An 18,179-nucleotide genomic window follows, 5' to 3' on the forward strand; every position below is an offset into this window, starting at 1 on the left:
GGTCTGGCAGAGAAGCATATCGTGCAACTCGGCAGTATGAATCCGTCAAAAGTTGGATTCGCGCTACAGGTACAAGCGCGTAGGCTTATCGCGCATTCCAAGTGCAATTGAGGCGAGGTGATGTCATGACGATTCAGCGACTGTTCTGGCTTGGATCGCTGCTGATTGCTGGTTTGACAATAGCGCCTATAGGTATGGCGGACCTTGCTGCACAGAGTTCGCAGAGTCAGGCTGGTATGGTGCCGTTCACGATGGAGCTTCGACGAGGCGCGGTGATGCGCTCGCCGGTCGATGTCTCCTATCTGCTGGATGCTCCAGCGGGTAAGCATGGGTTTGTCCAGGTGAAGGATGGTCATCTGGCAACTGCGGATGGCCATCGCATTCGGTTCTGGGGCGTCAATATCACTGACTGGAGTCAAGGGTCACGGCAGATTCCTGCCAGAGAGGACGCGGCGTTTGTGGCTGGAACGCTGGCTCGCTTTGGAGTGAATAGCGTGCGATTTCAATTTCTCGATCTTGAGGAGCCTCGGGGATTGATCTCTAAGCAGGGTGACAGCACCGCGACGTTCGATGCGGGTGCGCTCGATCGAGAAGACTACTTCATCGCGGAACTCGAGAAGCGCGGTATCTATATCGACTTCAATCTATTGGTGGGCAGGCCCTTTCACGCGGGCGATGGCGTGAAAGATGCAGAGATGTTGAGGGAGGGCGCGAAGGGAACGTCGCTTTATGATGCACGGCTGATCGAACTCCAGAAGGACTATGCGCGGCGGTTGCTGACTCATCGGAATCCATACACAAAGCTCTCGTATACGAGCGATCCGGCTGTCGCGATCGTCGAAATCAATAACGAGAATGCGATCAACGTGGGGTTCCATGCGCCTTCGGCGTTCTACCAAGATGAGCTGAGGGAGCTTTACAACCAGTGGCTGTTGAAGCATCGCGACGCTGCGCAGCTGAATCAGCTTCGTGACGTGGCAGGTGTTGGGAGGGGTGAGGTGGTGCCTCTGCTGCAGAGCAAAGGACAGGCCGCGCAGGCCTCTCCAGAGTGGTTTTATGCAGAGGCAGAGTTCTTCAACGATCTACAGCGGGAATATTTCCTGGACATGGAACACTATTTGAAGCAGATGCTTGGCGTACGGTCGTTGGTGATGGCTACGGCGGATCATAGTCACTCGAGCAGCGGTTATCCGATACTGCTTGCTACCGAAGGCATGGACATCATCGACGGTCATACGTACTGGCAGCATCCGGAGTACTACGTCAAGAAGCTGCCGATGGTGAACGATCCCTTGAATTCGACGGTGGTGGAGTTGTCGCGGTCAGCCATCGCGGGTAAGCCCTATACGGTCAGCGAGGTAAACAATCCATTTCCGAACGACTATGCGGGCGAAGGTATTCCTATTCTCGCGGCGTACGCCGGTCTGCAGGATTGGGATGGCATCTTCTGGTATACTTTTGAGCCAAAGAGCGACCCCGCATGGAAGCCGTATGTTGGCGACGCCTTCGACATCTCCTTAGACCCGGTAAAGATGCCGGAGCTTGCCGCAGGGGCGCTCATGTTTCTGCGCGGAGATGTGGCAGAGGCGCGAAGTGTGAATGAACGAACTTATTCGGAGAAGCAGGTTTTTGACAGCATGCTGATCCCGGCAACAGAGCGGCCGTATTTTACGGAGAGCTTTCCGCTGGCGCTTCCGCTCGAACACGCGGTGCGGATAGATTCGCTGGCTGGACCTCAGACGAAGACTTTTGAGAAGGTGGTGCCGACCGATCCAATCGTCTCCGATACGAAGGAACTTGCGTGGCACACCGGGTTCGATCACACAGAGGGATTGGTGATGGTGGACACGCCACGGAGCCAGGCCCTGATCGGCTTCATCAAGGGTCAGGGCAAGACGTTGCGGAACATGAGGGTCGAGGTAAGCAATAATTTCTGCACGATTTTGCTGAGTTCCATGGACGATCAGCCGATTGCGAACAGTGAGAGGCTACTGTTGGTGGCGGGTGGTCCGGTGGAGAATACTGGACAGCGTTGGAACTCAGCAGGCACCGATGTGACCTCTTTCGGCACAGCACCTACTCTGGTCGAACCGGTGAAGGGAACGATGGAGCTGCATGGTCTCGACGGCGCTCGTGCGGTGCGTGTGCAACCACTCGACGGTGCGGGCCAGCCACTGGGTGAACTTGTCGATGCGAGGATCAGCGGTCGTATGTGGAGATTTCCTCTGGGATCGGTGACGACTACGTGGTACGAGATCAGGGTGGAGCGTTGAGATGAAGCGATTTCCATTTTTATCTGCATTGGTGGCACTGGTAGTTGGATTGACGGGCATGACCGTATCGGCGCAGCATCTTGATGGGCATGAGATCGTGAGGTTGTGGCCAAACGGTGCACCAGAGCCTCAGCTCGATCTCAGGCCGGAGGCGATGCGAATTGCGACTGAGGGTGATCATGTGATCACTCATGTCGCTGAGCCTTCGATCACTCTTTACCTACCATCGCAGGAGACGTCGACTGGCGCGGCAGTGATCATAGCGCCGGGTGGAGGACACTCTGAGATTTGGATCGAGCACGAAGGTTTCCGGGTAGCGGAGGCTCTAAGTCAGCACGGCGTTGCGGCGTTTGTCCTGCGATATAGGCTGGCTCGTGAGAAGGGCTCTACCTATACGGTTGAGGGCACGGAGTTGGGCGACATGCAACGTGCGCTTCGCGTGGTGCGTAGTCGGAGTCGCGAGTGGGGAATCGATCCGGCGCGTGTTGGAGTGATGGGATTTTCGGCAGGTGGCGAACTGGCCGCGCTGGCCAGCACGCGCTATGATGCAGGACGAACGGAGGCAAAGGATCCAGTGGATCGACTGAGTTCGAAGCCTGATTTCCAGGCGCTGATCTATCCGGCGCTCCCACACGATCAGCGTTTGACTGCGACGACTCCGAAGGCATTTCTTGCCTGTGGGGCGATGGACCGTACAGACATCTCGCAAGGGCTGGCCGAGTACTATCTCTCGCTGGCACGACTGAAGGTTTCGGCAGAGCTACACATCTATGCTGGCGTCGGGCACGGCTTCGGAGTGGGCAGCAGCAACCCAGAACCGGTGGCAGATTGGCCGGAGCTCTTTCTGGAGTGGATGCGTGTGCAGGGTTTATTAAAGAATCCGTAAGGACGTATGCAGGCGGTTGTTGGCAATTTGCGCCAAGGCGTACGATATTTGGGAAGGAAGCGACCGAGAACAAGCTGCATGAGGCGGGAAGAGCGGAGATGACTAATACATCCAAGATGAAGGTGCTTATCGTAGACGATCACCCGCTGATGCGGGTCGGTGTCGCTGCGATTATTGATGGCCAGCCCAAGATGGTTACAGTGGCACAGGCAGGTTCGGGCGAAGAGGCCATCCAGCTATATCAACAGCATCTGCCGGACGTCACCCTGATGGATCTACGGCTTCCCCAGCTAAGCGGTGTGGAGACCATACGCAGCATTCGACGACTGCATCCGCAGGCGAAGTTCGTTGTGCTGACGACCTATGAAGGGGATGAAGATATACATCAGGCGCTTGAGGCTGGGGCGCAGGGCTACATCATCAAGGGGATGCCCTTCGAGTCATTGATTCAGGCGCTTGAGCGCGTGCATGCGGGTGGTCGCTTTCTGCCGGTGCCGATAAAGCGCGCACTGGCCTCGAGGACTCCGGATTCAGATCTCAGCCATCGCGAGCGTCAGGTGTTGGGGTTGCTGGCGACGGGCAACAGCAATAAACAAATCGGCGAGTTGCTGGGTATCACGGAGGCCACCGTGAAGAGTCATGTCAGCACGATTCTGATGCGACTGAACGCGGTGGACCGGACGCAGGCTGTCATCTCCGCCCTTCAGCGCGGCCTAGTTCACATCTAACTGGTCTGTTAGATACCTTCGTCCTCATACTGCGTTGAAGGCTGCCCAGTTCTCGTGCAGGTGCCGGATAGATTTGGTTCCAGTCAGGACGACGCCGTCGAAGGGTTGGCGAATGAGAAATTCAAAGGCGGCTTGGTGCGTGAGCGGAGGCTCAGCGTAGAGAAGGCCGCCCATGCCGAAAGGGCGATTGGTGACGACGAGTATGCCGCTCTCTGTGGCGCGCCGAGCGGTCTCGACGAACTGTTGCGAGGCTGGATTGAGCGGAAATTGAAGCACGGAGACACCATGCAGGGAGAGCGCGAGTTCCGCGGAATCGAGGTCGCTAACGCTTGCTCCGAGGTTGGAGATTCCAAGAGACCTTGCGTAGAGGAAGGCACGCTCGACGTCCCGGCTGCGTAGAACTTCCGGAGTGGTCTTATGAAGCTGCAGCAGGTCGATGTGCCCTAGACGCTTGACGCTTCCGTCGAGGCTGCGTGCAAGAATGTCATAACTATGCTCGACAAAGGGCTCCTGACGATCGGGATTCCAGTGTTCGCCGAACTTGGTGGCGAGAGTCAGCGAGGCGCGCTTCGCGGGTGTAAGGGTGCTGAGAAATTCAGATAACCGCTGTTCGCTGACACCGTACGAGGGCGCAGTGTCGAGGTAGCGGATGCCAAGGGTGAAGGCGGTTTCGAGAAGCTCTCGGACCTGCTTTTCGGAGGGGACGGTGTCGTCGCTGTGGCCCCACGGTTTGCCGATGCCTATCAGGCCAAGGCCGAGTGAGAGGCGGCGACCTGCGGGCGTGAAGAGGGGATTGCGAAGAGACCAGCGGGGCAGGGAGCGGACTGGAGCTGATTGAGTAGAAGGTTCGATCATGGAGTGGTCCGTAGAGTGAGTTGATACTGCGGGACAAGGTGAATGGAATGAAGCTGGTCGATCTGACCTGTGGGAGGGAGCGTCTTTCTCACCGCGCCTTCGAGAAATACCGGGCTGTCAGTTCGCAGGGGAAGAATTTCAAGCTGCAAGTCTCCAGCCTCGTTGGAATCGAGGAGGCGCTTCATTCCGATTCTCCATGGGGTGCCGTTGAAGAAGTTATCATCGATCAGATGGTTACCGTATTTGAGTCGGGCGATATCGCCAGTGTAGTCGACTTGTAGAAACAGATTGCTAAGGCCAAGCAGCGGCTCCAGGCCAAGTTTGATTCTCCATTGGGCAGCGTCGTCAACGAAGGTGGCCCCGGCGGGAGCCTCGGGAACGCCCTGGTCACGCCAGGATGGAGGCGGCCCGATTTTCACAGCAGGTACATCGCGGGCTTTGCGAATCTGCGTAATTGTCAGTTGAGGTTGAATCAGCTTAAGGCTGGTTGAGAGCTCGGTGCTATCGTTTGCCTGTTGCTTGACGGTGAGCCTGCTGCTGGCTGAGGGAGCAGTCTTGACAGCAGGGAAGAGCGTCATCCGGAAGCGTAGGTCGCCATCAGAGTTTAGAGTAATCTGATCGTCACTGGTAAAAAATTGTTGCGGCGTGATGAGCAGATGTTCCTTGTCGCTAAGGCGGACCTTCCACGCATTCTCAGCATCGTTTTCACTAAGTACGAGCACACGGACTGGTTTGGTGCCAGAGCCTTGTAGCGAAAGGATGGTCTCGGACGCTGTTTTGAGATTGGTGATCGTGACGCTACCGTTGGCACGCAAGACCTGACCACCAGTGCTGTGTATGGCGAGGCCGGACTCGTCGGCGAAGGACAGCTCGCAGCGGATGCCGGGAATACAGAAGAAGACGAAGGTCTCGGGAGCATGCAAACGAGTGAAGAGCTGAGCAGTGCTGTAACGCAGGTGAACGCCGCCGAGTTCCATGTTGAAGGGCCAGATGAAATATGCGCCCGAAGGAACATCGACGGGACGATTCGGGAGCAACAGATCGCCGCCTGGAAGCTTGATCTTCACTTGGAAGTCGTGTCGGGCGGGCATCGCGGTACCGCGTAGATAGTTGTTGACGAACAGAAATCCGCGATCGTCTTGTGATCGCACGGCGAGGCGTGGGATGGATACGTCGGCCCGATCTTTAGGCAGTACGTCTGGGGCATGTGGCGTCATCGGGGCCAGCTGGTCGCCGAATGCATTGAGAAAATAATTGACTAACTTGAACTTGCGGAAGGAGGCGCGCTCTTCGCCGAACTCACCGAGTGGCGCCTGAAAGTCGTACGACTTGATGGGGAGATCGTTTGGGTAGCCGGTTGCTTGTGACTCCTGCAAGGTGGAGAGCTTGCCCTCGGGGTTCCCTCCGCCCTGGAACATGTATAGGCCGTAGAGGTTGACGCCGGATCCCAGCAAGGTAGGAAAGATCGCGGCGACATCGTCGGAGGAGATGATGGGCCTGCGATGATATGTATCTTCGATTCCACCGCCGACCTCGGCAGTGAGGAATGGTGTGTCTTCCGATGCGGGATTCAAGGCTGTTGCGGTGGCAGCGCCCATTGCGCCCATATTGCCTGCCACGCGGCCATGAAAGCGAAAGCTGTAGACTTCGTTCGGAGGCAGGTCTTTGGGAGATGCATCCCAGGGTGCATCTGGATATCCGCCGAAGACGGGGAGGACAGCGTCTTGAGGTATCGTCGCGCGATCCCAGCCTGTGACGCTGTAGAACGGTACGTCCATGCCTGCGGCGAGGGCGAGGCGCTTCAGTTCAAGGATGTGGGCCGCGCCACCGCCAGGAGCACGGTTGGAGTATTCGTTCTCGAGTTGGATCCCGATCACCGGGCCGCCGTCCTTCCAATACAGCCCGTTAAGTTGCTGGCCGATCGCGTCGTAGAACTTTGTCACATACGAAAGATAGACAGGATCGTTAACTCGGGTCGGTCCTTTGCTGAGTAGCCAGTCGGGAAAGCCGCCGTTACGAACTTCGCCATGAACCCATGGACCGATGCGGACATATAGCTTCAGATGGTGCTTCTCACAGAGCTGTGCGAAACGGCGGAGGTCGCGGTCGCCACTCCAGTCAAACTGTCCCTCAATCTCTTCATGATGCAGCCAGATCACATAGGTGGACACGACATCGACGCCGGCCGACTTCATCTTGAGTAGTTCCTCTTCCCACTCGGAGGCTGGAACACGGGAGAAGTGGAACTCGCCCATGACTGGAAGCCAGGGCTTGTCGTCGCGAGTGATGAACCGCTGGTTGAGGCCAAGGGTATGGCCACCGGGAGTGCGGGCCGCACCGGTTTGAAAAGATGAAAGCGCGGGCTGGAGATAAGGTGCACTAGCATCGACGAGGATCTGGGAGTCTGCATTTGATATAAAACAGAGGCTCGAAGCAAGGAGCAGGATTGCGGCGCGGGCCAGTGTAAAAACAGGGTTCGACAAGAGATCTACCTCGCAGTCATTTAACACGGATGAGTGAAGGAAGGCATCCGTCGATAGGAGGAGCGGCAGTTAGCCTGAAGAACTTTTCGAAACAATTTGGCCACTCCTACTTTCGACTGATTCGCGTTGTCGTTTCGAACGAGTAGTGTTTGTCCGATCAGTAAGAAAGGTGTTCACCATCCCTCATAGCTAAGAAGGGGCGGCCAAGTCACCTGTGTTTCATCACTTCGGAGGTCGTAACTTGAAAGCTCAAGTATCATCATTTCGTGGATTTTGGAGTTTCGTTGTTCTCTGCTTTCTGTTGTGTGGGCGCACCTCCTTCGCTCAAGGCACAGACGCAACGCTCAATGGCACAGTGCTTGACAACGCAGGCGCCGCGGTACCGGGCGCGCACATTACAGTTGTAAACAATGGTACGAACGCGACGCAGAGCACCGACAGCAACGGTCAAGGTGTGTACTCTGTGGGGCAGTTGTTGCCTGGCAGCTACACTGTGACGGTCGAAAAAGCGGGCTTTCGTAAGACGGTACAGACTGGCGTTGTGTTGACAGTGAACCAGTTGGCGACATTGAATGTGCCGCTCGAGGTTGGAGATGTGGAACAGACGATCTCTGTGTCCGCGGACGCGGCACTTATTAACGCAACCACGGCCGAGATTAGTACCGTCGTCGATCAGCATGCAATCTCGCAGCTTCCGTTGAACGGCCGCGATCCGTCGAGTCTTGTCTTTCTCGCTCCGGGTGTGACCAATGTGCTGAACACTGGCGGAGGATATCTGCAGACGGGGTTCTCGTTCCCAACCGAGACAGGCGCCTCGGCCAACGGCGGTCGTCAAGGTAGCACGTATTACCTTCTAGATGGTGTGCAGAACATGGACACCTATTTGTTGCTGGCTGCACCTTTCCCGAACTCAGATGCGGTTCAGGAGTTTCGCGTAATCTCGAACAACTTCGACGCACACTACGGCTTTTCTCCGGGAGCAGTGGTCAGTATCCAGACGAAATCGGGTAGCAACCAGTGGCATGGTGGTGCATTCGAATTCATCCGCAACAGCGACTTAAACGCGGGCAATTATTTCACCCATTCGGTAGACACGCTGCGGCGCAATCAGTTCGGCGGGTATGTGGGCGGTCCTGTGATCAAGGACAAGCTGTTCTTTTTTGCCAACTACCAGGGCACACGCGCGAGCAGCCAGGGCGCAACCAATCCTACCTACACCCCGACGGCAGCAATGCTGAATGGAGACTTCAGTGCGGTGCCGTTTGCATTGAAGGGGCCGTTTGTGAATAACATAGTGAATCCATCCGTGTTTAGTCCTGCAGCGGTGGCGATTGCGAAGACGGCGCTTCCGCTGGGAGGCGACCCGGCAAGCGGCCTGACCAACTACGCGAGCGGCAGTATCAAAAACTCATTTGACGAGGGGACGTTTCGGCTCGATTTTGACCTTACGAGCAAACAGCATATCGTGTTCCGGACCTATGTGAACAACTTCAATCAACCTGCGGGTAGCATCAACGGCAACATCCTCTCTGTGCTGCAGGAGACTCCGTACAACGCGATCCAAAGCAATCCGATTAAGTATTACAACCAGATCCTCAGCCATACCTGGACGATCAATCCTTCGCTGGTTAACGTTGTTTCGGGCTTCTGGACTCAGATGTCGGCGCATAGTTCGGCGCAGGTCTTCGACCAGAGCGGCCAGGCTGTCTGTTTGTCGCGATACATCAAGGTGAACGAGCTGCCGGGTCAGTGCTATCTCGAAGGGCTCTCGGTTAATAATGGATTCAGTACGGCGTACACGGAGCCATCGCAGGAGGTGAGAACGAGCTACGGGGTTTCGGATTCGGTGACGAAGACGATCGGCAACCACTCGCTCTCGTTTGGCGGGGATCTTTGGCATCAATATGCGAAGGAGTCTACGCAATACCCGACGCAGCCGATCATTAACTTCAACGGGTCGTATAGCGGCTTCGGGCTCGCGGACTTTCTGCTAGGTAAGGCTGCGCAGTTCACGCAGGGCGCCGGCGAAATTGCCGATGTCTCGGGCATCGTACTTGGACTCTTCGCCCAGGATCAGTACCGCGTGCGTCCAACGGTAACGCTGACGGCAGGCGTGCGGTGGGATCCCAACCTTCCTCCCACTTCGGCCGGTGGTCGTGGTGCGGCATTCATCCCCGGCCAGCAGAGCCAGAAGTTTCCAGGTGCTCCACTTGGACTGAACTTCCCCGGTGACAAGGGTGTGGACTCAGCGCTGATGCCAACCAGCTACGGCTACGTCGAGCCCCGTATAGGAGTGGCGTGGCAGCCGCGTTCTCTCCCGGCCACCTCGTTCCGCGCTGGCTTTGGTCTTTTTACTGCACCGCTGGCGTACTCGGTATACAACCATGCCGCGGACATCGCGCCGTTTAGTCCGACACTGGGCTTCGATGCGACCGCTACGAACTTCATATCGTTTGACGACCCGTATAGCTTTCTCAACACTACGAGTCCGTTTCCGCCGTTCGCCAGTATAGGATTTGTACCTCCGACGAATACAAACTTCGGAACCAGCCCCATTTCTGTACAAGCGATCTTTTCAAATAACTTCCGTCTCGGAATCACGCAGAGTTGGAACGCTTCCGTCGAACAGCAGTTCGGGAGAGACTTCGCACTGCACCTAGCGTATGTAGGGAGCGAAAGCTACCATCAAGAGACCGTGGTCGATCAAAACCCTGGCATCTTCGCGACCGGCGGCACGCGCTCACTCTATCCAAACTTCAGCAATATTCTAACGTTGGCCAGCATCGGTACGGCCTCGTATAACTCGTTACAGGCAGGATTGGAGAAGCGGTTCTCACATGGACTGCAGTTCCAGTCGAACTTTACCTGGGCGAAGACGATCGATCTTGCCGGATCGGGCAACGTTTCGTTCGGCACGCCGCAGATTCCCAATCCATTCAATGTACGGTTCAACCGCGGTACGTCGTTGTTGAACTTTCCCTATGTCTCGGTGAGCCACTTGGTTTATACAACACCAGATTTGCGTGGGCACGAGATCTTTATGCGTGAGCTACTCGGATCCTGGGAGTTGAGCGGCATCGTAACCCTGCAGTCTGGCCAACCGTTCGGAATCGTAGGCGGCAATGGTAATAACAACTCGGGGTCGCTGCAGTTCGGCGATCGCGCGGATGAGGTACCAGGTGTGGCTTTGAACATACGTCAAGGCAGTAAGGCTCAGTGGCTGGCTCACTATCTTAATCCCGCTGCCTTTGTGGCCAATGCGCCAGGAACTTTTGGCAACTCAGGCAAAAATATGCTGCGTGGTCCAGGGATCGACAGCTCGGATCTTGCCTTCGTGAAGAACTGGAAGGTGCAGGAGCGTTACGGAGTTCAGTTCCGGTGGGAGTTGTTCAACGCTTTCAACCACGCCAGCTTTGCGACGCCGAACAACGACCCCACCAGCACGAACTTCGGACAGATCACAAGCATCGGTCCAATTGCTCCGCGTGTTATGCAAGGAGCGCTAAAGCTCAGCTTCTAAAGTGGGCATGTCATCCGCAAGCAAAACGAACTACTCAAGCAGATCATTAGGATGACTGACCTTATGGACAGACGTGATTTTCTTCGAAGGACGGGAACCCTGCTGGCAGCAGCGACGCTGCCAGCGGTTCCAGCCTTCTCCGAGGAGCCTCCAGCTTACGGTCGGGAGGTTCTGCCCATCAACCGTAGCTGGAGATACCATCCGGCGATGGTCGTCGGAGCCGAAACGCCGGAGTTCGATGACTCTTCCTTCGAACGAGTAATTGTTCCGCACACAAACATCACACTTCCATGGCACAGCTTTGATGACAAGGACTACGAGTTCATCTCAATCTATCGACGCCGCTTCAAAACGCCTTCCGGTATTCAGGGTAAACGCGTTTTTGTAGACTTCGAAGGGGTCATGACGGCCTCGACTGTGTGGATCAACGGCGTCCCGCTTGGCGAGTACAGAGGTGGCTTCACCCCTTTCTCTTTTGAGTTGACCCCGCACCTGCACAAAGATGGAGAGAACGTTCTTGCCGTGCAGGTAGATTCAACAGAGCGATCTGACATTCCTCCATTCGGAAATGAGATCGATTACATGACCTTTGGCGGCATCTACCGCGAAGTATCCCTGCGCGTGGTGCCGAATTTCTATCTCGACAATATCTTTGCGCATCCTAAGAACGTACTAAGTAGTAAGCCATCACTCGATGTAGACTGCTTCCTCGCCGGCACACCTCCTCACGGAGATCTGGTGCTCGATATGGAGTTGCTCGATGGCGATCGTACAGTTGCAAAGGCACGCAGATCGCTTAGAGTATCGACGACGGGCGACCCAAACGCTGCAGAGGATTCGGCCACGAGCGCTCCTGTCTACCTGAGCACGGAGACCGTGGACGACCCTGGGAAGCAGACGGTATCGCTTAAAGAGATTGATGGAGTGAAGCTCTGGGATCTGGCGACTCCGAACTTGTATACCGTGCGAGTGCGTCTACTGCACGCCGGAAAGGTTATGGATGAGGACAGTCGACGAATCGGCTTCCGCGAAGCTTCCTTCACGGATCATGGTTTTTCGTTGAATGGGAGAATCGTCAAGTTGCGCGGTCTCGACCGTCACCAAACCTTCCCATTCGTTGGACAGGCGATGCCGGCTCGCGTACAGCGCCAAGATGCGAAGATCCTTCGCTACACTCTGCATTGCAATATCGTTCGAACCTCTCATTACCCTCAGTCTCGGCACTTTTTGGACTGTTGTGACGAGATCGGTCTACTCGTGCTCGAAGAGATTCCGGGCTGGCAACATATCGGCCCTGAGCCGTGGAAGCTCGTCGCTATCGATAATGTCGGACGGATGGTGCGGCGGGACTGGAATCATCCATCGATCATCCTTTGGGGCGTTCGAATCAATGAATCTCCAGACGATCACGGCTTTTACACTCGCACGAATGCACTTGCTCGCGCACTCGATGCGACGCGCCAGACGGGAGGTATCCGCAACTTCGCGGCGTCGGAGCTTCTGGAAGATGTCTTCACCATCAACGACTTTGGCTTTCCACTGAGAAAGCCCAATCATCCTCTGTACCTCAACACCGAGTTCGTAGGGCATACCTTTCCTACTAAGAGCACCGATGACGATGAACGTCAGCGCGAACACACGCTGCGACATGCGCGCATCCACAATCAGCTCGCGTCCGACCCGCAGTATGCAGGTGGCATAGGATGGTGTGCCTTTGACTACAACACCCATGCGAACTTTGGTGCAGGCGATCGCATCTGCTATCACGGTGTCACAGACATCTTCCGCGAGCTTAAGCCCGCCGGAGGTTTCTATAAATCGCAGTGCGATCCGTCAGAGGAGATCGTCCTGGAACCCGCCTTTCACTGGGCCAACAGCGACGAGTCGACCAACTTCACCAAGGCTGTCGTCTGCTCCAACTGTGATCATCTAAAGTTCTATGAGCGTATTGATAGCGTGGCAGCGAACCCATGGGAGCTGATCGCTGAACTCGATCCGAACCGGGCCGAGTTCGAACACTTGAAGTACCCACCGTTCATTCTTGATCGGAGCCAGATAAAACATACCAATCGTCATGGTTGGGGGGATCTCAGGATCGATGGCTACCTTCAGGGTAAGCAGGTGGTGTCCAAATCGCTATCCGGGCTCGGTGTCGACCAGAAATTTGCCCTGATCGCCGACGACACTGGGCTCCATGCTGACGGTGCAGACACTACGCGTGTGGTGATGCGGGTAACAGATGAGTTTGGAGCTACGCGTACCTATGCGAACGATCCTGTCGTCTTCAAGCTGGAAGGGCCCGCTATCCTGATCGGCGACAATCCCTTCGCGCTGATCGGGGGAACTGGAGCGGTTTGGCTGCGCGCAAAGGAACAGGCAGGGACAGTTCGACTGACTGCGACCCATCCGCGCCTTGGCTCCCAGGTTGTGGAACTGAATCTCACTGTGGTTGCAGCAGAGTCGCTCTAGGAAGTTTTAATCATGAATTTTGTAATGGTGTCTGGCATCACAAGGATGTGCCGGTGGAGAGGGATTTTGGGGCTTGCGGGCTTCGGCTTTCTATCGTTGGGATGTGCGCTGGCGCAGCAGCCACCGGCGATCACCGGTCTCTCGCATGTGACCCTCTACGCGGACGACATTGCGAAGTCTCGTCAGTTCTACGTAGAGACGCTGGGCTGGTACCCTGTACCCACGACGGGGACACAGCCGGGGCTTCGGTTCTATGCCAACCATGCGCAATACGTTGAGTTTTTGCCTCCACCTGTGCCCGGACAGGCGCATCGGTTGGACCTTGTGGGTTTCGCTACCGTCGATGCAGACGGTCTGCGCCGGTACCTCGCCAGCAAAGGAGTAAGCGTGCCAGCTTCGGTGACCGTAGAGAAGGATGGCAGTCGAAGCTTTCTCGTGCATGACCCCGAGGGTAACCCGGTCGAGTTCACTCAGCAGGGTCGCAGGCTGCCTTCGCCATCGACGACTGAACTTGCGCGGTCTCTGAGCACGCACATCATGCACGCGGGCTATGAGGTCCATAATCGCGCTCTGCTTGATCACTTTTACAAGGACGTACTCGGCTTTCATTTGTACTGGCAGGGAGGCGCTAAGCAGGGCGACATAGACTGGGTCATGATGCAGGTCCCCGATGGGACCGACTGGATCGAGTACATGCTCTATCTCCCTTCTAACCCCTCACGCGCGCAGCTCGGCAGCGCGGATCATATTGCCCCTGGCGTGGTGAGCGTCGCAGATCTGCAGAGACGGCTCGAACAGCAAGGATGGACTGCGCCCTCAGGCCAGAACCCCCAAGTTCTGGGTGTGGATGGCAAACTGCAGCTCGATCTCACTGATCCGGATGGAACCCGCATCGAATTTATGGAGTTCAAGCCGGTTAAGACTGCCTGCTGCTCGCCTTACACCGGCAAGCAGCCAACTCCATCAGGGGCATGGTAAAACAAGCTCAGTTCTCGGCTTGGATCCGGATTTGGAGAAATGATGAATCGCTATGTAGCCGCTCTACTCCTGGCCACGCTGCTGCTGCCTGCATTGAGTGCCGCTCAGCCTCAGAAGAAAAAAGATGCAGATACGACAGCTAACTTCAACGTCACTACCGATGCGGCCCTCGCGGCGATGCGGACGAAGGCGCAGGCGATGGGTATCTCCGGTGTCGCCTTGGTAGCGTACTTCGAGGGCGAGACTATCCAGGCGTGGAGCTCAAGGATGATCGTCGTAGGCAACTACAAGGTCGACCCAACAGGGGGCGACAAGGGATCGAACCTGCTCGGCATCGCCTATGCTAAGGCCGCCGAGATGGCCGATACGCACAAGGACAGCGGAAGCGGGATCCGGCCGCCCATGACAGGTGAATTCGGATGGAGTGGAGGCGTCATCGCACAGACCAAGGGCGGCTATGTCATCGCGGCTTTCAGTGGAGGAAAATCTGAGGACGATGTGGCGATCTCGCGCGAAGGCCTGGCGAAGCTCAAATCAGGACTGTAGCGGATGACAGGTAAGATGCTCATCGGTGTTCTGCAAGGGGCATCGCGTCTTACATTCATGAGGGCCACGCCGCTGACCAAAGCGACACCCAAATCATTCGGACGTGATCTTTGACTTCAGCCTCTAGCCCTGCCGTTCGATTCAACTCATTCCCCCGTCGCCGCTGGCGGATTGCGTGGCTGCTCGGAGCGGGTGTCCTCGTTAACTACTTTGACCGGGTGAACCTCTCTGTCTCACAGGGCGCGCTCTATACCAGCTTCGGTATCTCGACTATTACCTTCGGATATCTTGCGGCCTCTTATAACTGGACCTACGCCTTGTGCCAGTTGCCTGTCGGCGTGCTTCTGGATAAGGTTGGCGTTCGACGTGTTGGCCGCGTCAGTACTGCCATCTGGAGCATCGCATCCTTTGCAGCCGCAGCAAGTACGGGCACAGGAGCCTTATTTGGTGCCAGGTTGCTCCTCGGCGTTGGGGAAGCGCCGACCTTCCCGGCCAATGCAAAGGCTATCGGCTACTGGTTTCCGTCAAAGGAGCGCAGCTTCGCCACCTCCATCTTTGATGCTTCCGCCAAGCTGGCCTCGGCTATCGGCGTGCCAGTCATCGGCGTTCTCCTGCTCAAGGTCGGTTGGAGATGGAGCTTCGCTGCCACTGGTCTGATTAGCCTGCTATATTTTCTGCTCTTCTCTCTCATCTATCGTGATCCTCAGGACGATCCACTCCTTACTGAAGCTGAGCGCGCATACATCGCTGAGGCAGGTCTCGACCCCGCACATGTGGCGGAACCTCACGCCGCTTCTCTCGGATATCTTATCCAGCAGCGTAAGGTCCTTGGTTTGGCCCTAGGCTTCGGTTCCTATAACTACACGTTTTATCTCCTGTTGACCTGGCTTCCCAGCTATCTCTCATTCGCACTGCACATCGATCTCATGCACTCGTTCCTCTACACTGGCGTTCCGTGGCTCTTCGCCACTATCACGGAGCTTGCGGTAGCCTGGGGAGCGGATCTCCTGATTCAACGCGGCTGGAACGCCAGTAGAGTACGCAAGACAGTGCTCGTCTGTGGGACGGCGTTCGGCCTCGGCATTCTTGGCGCAGCGCACGCCCACACTGCGACCCGAGCGCTGATCTGGATCAGCATCTCACTCGGAGGACTCTCGGCGGCTGCTCCCGTCGGATGGTCGATTCCTTCGATGATCGCCCCACGCGGAAGCACCGGAACGGTTGGGGGGATCATCAATTTTTCGAATCAACTCTCCGGTATCGCCGCGCCAATTATCACCGGCTACATCATCGCAGCGACGCGATCGTATGCCTGGGCCTTTGGAGTCTCAGCTATTTATTTGTTGATCGGCATTAGCAGCTATATCTTCCTGCTTGGCGAGATTAAACAGATAGAGGCGCCCGCTGATTGAATCGGTGCAGTGAACCCGGCAAAAGGGAATGGTTAAACGCGTGGCTGCGAAATCGTCGCACGTGTCGAACCTGTTGAGATACCGCCGTCTACCAACAAGGTCTGGCCAGTGATGTAACGGCTTCCTTCGGAAGCAAGAAAGACGATAGCTCCATCCAGATCGTTTGCCGCGCCCGGGCGTTTCAGTGGGATGCGATCGATCAGATAATCGACCCATTCCTTGTTTTCGTACATCACTTTATTTTGGGCGGTCTCAAACCATCCCGGAGCCAGACAGTTGACTGTGATGCCGTGCTTTCCCCAGTCATCTGCAAGGCTCATCGTGAGCTGACGGATGCCACCGCGGCTCGCTCCGTAGGGCGCAAGGCCGGCATATCCGAAGACGCTTGTCACCGAACCTATATTGATGATCCGACCGTATCCACGTTTCGCCATTTGTTTGGCCATCTGTTGTGCGACGAAGAAACTGCCGCGTAGGTTCGTGTCCAGGATCAGATTCCAGTCTTCCCAAGTGACATCGAAGGCGGGTTTCCGAACGTTACATCCCGCGTTATTCACCAGAATATCGATGTGGCCGAAGCTGGCTTCCGCGGCTTCTGCCATCGCGTGAATGCTCTGCTGATCGCGTACGTCCAGTTCAACCGGTATAGCGCGTCGCCCGAGGGCCTTGATCTCGGCGATGAACGGAAGGAGATCATCTGTGCGACGGCTTGTCACGATCAGATCTGCACCTGCTCTGGCCAGAGCGCGCCCGAAGTACTGCCCCAGGCCTCGACTCGTGCCGGTCACCAGTGCGACCTGCCCGGTCAAATCGAAGAGAGGATTCGCCGTCATCGTGTTGCTCCGGCTGCGGCAGTGGACCGCGGATCAAGGACGATCTTCATCAGGTTGGGCTCGCGTGCGTGCAAACGTTCGAACCATGACGGCCCTTCGCTGAGCGGCGCTATTGCGGTAATCAGCGAGTCGACCTTGATCTTTCCATTGGCAATAAGCTCAATCGCCTGCGGATACTCTCCCGCCGAGGCGCAAGACCCCTGCAGGCGTATCTGGCGCGAAACTACCTTCTGCAAAGGCAGCATGATCTGCGGAGAGATATTGCCAACCAGCGTAACCGTCCCTCCCTTGCGCGTACAGTCGATTCCCGCAGCGATCGTCTCTTCCCGGCCTACAGCCTCGAGCACGACGTCCACGCCTACATTGCCAGTCATGCGAAGAACCTCTTCGGTCAAAGAAGCTCCCGAGGCCAGCATTGTTACATCCGCCCCCAACTCCTTCGCTAAAGCCAGCCGCGTGGCGTCTACATCTGAAACGAATATCCGCGAGCAGCCTGCGACTCGAGCGGCTTGCAAGAGCAGCAGGCCGATCATGCCGGCTCCAATCACCAACACCGTCTCTCCGCCCTTCATCTCTGTAACCGCGACGCCGTGAAGCGCTACCGACACTGCCTCGAGCATCGCTGCCTCTGCGAAGGAAAAGCTCGCGGGCAACTGATAGGCGATTCGCGCTGGAACGGTCAGAAATTCGGCGAACGCTCCCGCTCGGCGGTACTCCCCGCATGAGACGCCAATAACCTGGCGCTGATTGCAAAGATTCACTTCACCTTTGAGGCAGTACTCGCATTTGCCGCAATACACTGTTGAGTCGAAGGTCACGCGATCGCCGGGAGCGAAGTCTTTGACCTCGGGGCCAACGGCGGTTACAACTCCGGCGGCCTCGTGGCCCATGACGATTGGAGGAATACGCCGCCCCGTAGAGCCGTCATATCCATGCACGTCACTGCCGCAGATTCCGCACGCCGACACTTGGATAAGAAGTTCATCTGGGCCTGGAGCTGGACTCGGGAGATCCGTCAGCTCCAGATGGTTGTACTTCGACAGGAGGAGAGCCTTCATGCAATACCTCATTTCACACATTTAGATCCGAGCCGAAGACGGAGGTAAATTCTACCGTCCATGTCTATGCTAATCGCTATGCATGTTATCGCGCAGCGTTTGTCAAACAGAGTATATAAATTGCCTTGTGTCTCGTCC

At 56.4% G+C, this 18,179-nt stretch carries 12 protein-coding genes; 8 read left to right on the forward strand and 4 right to left on the reverse strand.

The genetic code is table 11. The features are described from left to right. The first annotated feature begins 125 nt into the window (after positions 1 to 125). The 3 genes from GSQ82_RS04025 to GSQ82_RS04035 all read left to right on the forward strand — a co-directional run bounded on the left by GSQ82_RS04025 (position 126) and on the right by GSQ82_RS04035 (position 3,887). Positions 126 to 2,273, forward strand: a complete 2,148-nt coding sequence (locus GSQ82_RS04025; protein WP_158790728.1) for a hypothetical protein — start codon at positions 126 to 128, stop codon at positions 2,271 to 2,273. 1 nt (position 2,274) lies between these two features. After that, the gene (locus GSQ82_RS04030; protein ID WP_158790729.1) at positions 2,275 to 3,159 is read left to right on the forward strand and encodes an alpha/beta hydrolase; all 885 of its coding nucleotides are present in this window, start codon (positions 2,275 to 2,277) and stop codon (positions 3,157 to 3,159) included. Between the two features lie 98 nt (positions 3,160 to 3,257). After that, a complete protein-coding gene (locus GSQ82_RS04035) occupies positions 3,258 to 3,887 on the forward strand; it encodes a response regulator transcription factor (RefSeq protein ID WP_158790730.1) in 630 nt (209 codons plus the stop codon). Between the two features lie 24 nt (positions 3,888 to 3,911). Here the strand turns inward: GSQ82_RS04035 and GSQ82_RS04040 are convergent, their stop codons facing one another. Together GSQ82_RS04040 and GSQ82_RS04045 are read right to left on the reverse strand one after the other, a co-directional pair. Next, entirely contained in the window at positions 3,912 to 4,742 is an 831-nt protein-coding gene (locus GSQ82_RS04040) for an aldo/keto reductase (protein ID WP_158790731.1), read from the reverse strand. After that, positions 4,739 to 7,225 (reverse strand): beta-galactosidase, encoded by a 2,487-nt coding sequence (locus GSQ82_RS04045; RefSeq protein WP_158790732.1) that lies wholly within the window; start codon positions 7,223 to 7,225, stop codon positions 4,739 to 4,741. Before GSQ82_RS04045 ends, GSQ82_RS04040 begins: the two co-directional genes overlap by 4 nt. 241 nt (positions 7,226 to 7,466) lie before the next feature. On the opposite strand from GSQ82_RS04045, the gene GSQ82_RS04050 reads away from it, so the two are divergent. The 5 genes from GSQ82_RS04050 to GSQ82_RS04070 all read left to right on the forward strand — a co-directional run bounded on the left by GSQ82_RS04050 (position 7,467) and on the right by GSQ82_RS04070 (position 16,150). Next, on the forward strand, positions 7,467 to 10,745 hold the full coding sequence (locus GSQ82_RS04050) for a TonB-dependent receptor (RefSeq protein ID WP_158790733.1): 3,279 nt from the start codon (positions 7,467 to 7,469) through the stop codon (positions 10,743 to 10,745). 63 nt (positions 10,746 to 10,808) lie between these two features. Next, entirely contained in the window at positions 10,809 to 13,214 is a 2,406-nt protein-coding gene (locus GSQ82_RS04055; RefSeq protein ID WP_158791283.1) for a glycoside hydrolase family 2 TIM barrel-domain containing protein, read from the forward strand. Positions 13,215 to 13,226: 12 nt separating this feature from the next. Then, positions 13,227 to 14,192 (forward strand): VOC family protein, encoded by a 966-nt coding sequence (locus GSQ82_RS04060; RefSeq protein WP_158790734.1) that lies wholly within the window; start codon positions 13,227 to 13,229, stop codon positions 14,190 to 14,192. Between the two features lie 39 nt (positions 14,193 to 14,231). After that, a complete protein-coding gene (locus GSQ82_RS04065) occupies positions 14,232 to 14,738 on the forward strand; it encodes a hypothetical protein (protein WP_158790735.1) in 507 nt (168 codons plus the stop codon). 110 nt (positions 14,739 to 14,848) lie between these two features. Further along, entirely contained in the window at positions 14,849 to 16,150 is a 1,302-nt protein-coding gene (locus GSQ82_RS04070; protein WP_158790736.1) for an MFS transporter, read from the forward strand. A 32-nt stretch (positions 16,151 to 16,182) separates the two neighbouring features. Here the strand turns inward: GSQ82_RS04070 and GSQ82_RS04075 are convergent, their stop codons facing one another. Both GSQ82_RS04075 and GSQ82_RS04080 read right to left on the reverse strand, forming a co-directional pair. Beyond that, on the reverse strand, positions 16,183 to 16,983 hold the full coding sequence (locus GSQ82_RS04075) for an SDR family NAD(P)-dependent oxidoreductase (protein ID WP_158790737.1): 801 nt from the start codon (positions 16,981 to 16,983) through the stop codon (positions 16,183 to 16,185). Further along, entirely contained in the window at positions 16,980 to 18,041 is a 1,062-nt protein-coding gene (locus GSQ82_RS04080; protein ID WP_158790738.1) for a galactitol-1-phosphate 5-dehydrogenase, read from the reverse strand. The genes GSQ82_RS04075 and GSQ82_RS04080 overlap by 4 nt, the downstream gene beginning before the upstream one ends. Positions 18,042 to 18,179 lie beyond the last annotated feature (138 nt).

Origin of the sequence: Granulicella sp. L60 (assembly GCF_009765825.1) — a bacterium.
Lineage (GTDB): Bacteria > Acidobacteriota > Terriglobia > Terriglobales > Acidobacteriaceae > Edaphobacter.

What these genes read in the sequence shown, in the direction of transcription:
- GSQ82_RS04030 (WP_158790729.1), top strand. Translation starts at nt 2,275, where the DNA reads ATGAAGCGATTTCCATTTTTATCTGCATTGGTGGCACTGGTAGTTGGA.
- GSQ82_RS04080 (WP_158790738.1), bottom strand. Translation starts at nt 18,041, where the DNA reads ATGAAGGCTCTCCTCCTGTCGAAGTACAACCATCTGGAGCTGACGGAT.
- GSQ82_RS04060 (WP_158790734.1), top strand. Translation starts at nt 13,227, where the DNA reads ATGAATTTTGTAATGGTGTCTGGCATCACAAGGATGTGCCGGTGGAGA.
- GSQ82_RS04025 (WP_158790728.1), top strand. Translation starts at nt 126, where the DNA reads ATGACGATTCAGCGACTGTTCTGGCTTGGATCGCTGCTGATTGCTGGT.
- GSQ82_RS04055 (WP_158791283.1), top strand. Translation starts at nt 10,809, where the DNA reads ATGGACAGACGTGATTTTCTTCGAAGGACGGGAACCCTGCTGGCAGCA.
- GSQ82_RS04065 (WP_158790735.1), top strand. Translation starts at nt 14,232, where the DNA reads ATGATGAATCGCTATGTAGCCGCTCTACTCCTGGCCACGCTGCTGCTG.
- GSQ82_RS04040 (WP_158790731.1), bottom strand. Translation starts at nt 4,742, where the DNA reads ATGATCGAACCTTCTACTCAATCAGCTCCAGTCCGCTCCCTGCCCCGC.
- GSQ82_RS04075 (WP_158790737.1), bottom strand. Translation starts at nt 16,983, where the DNA reads ATGACGGCGAATCCTCTCTTCGATTTGACCGGGCAGGTCGCACTGGTG.
- GSQ82_RS04035 (WP_158790730.1), top strand. Translation starts at nt 3,258, where the DNA reads ATGACTAATACATCCAAGATGAAGGTGCTTATCGTAGACGATCACCCG.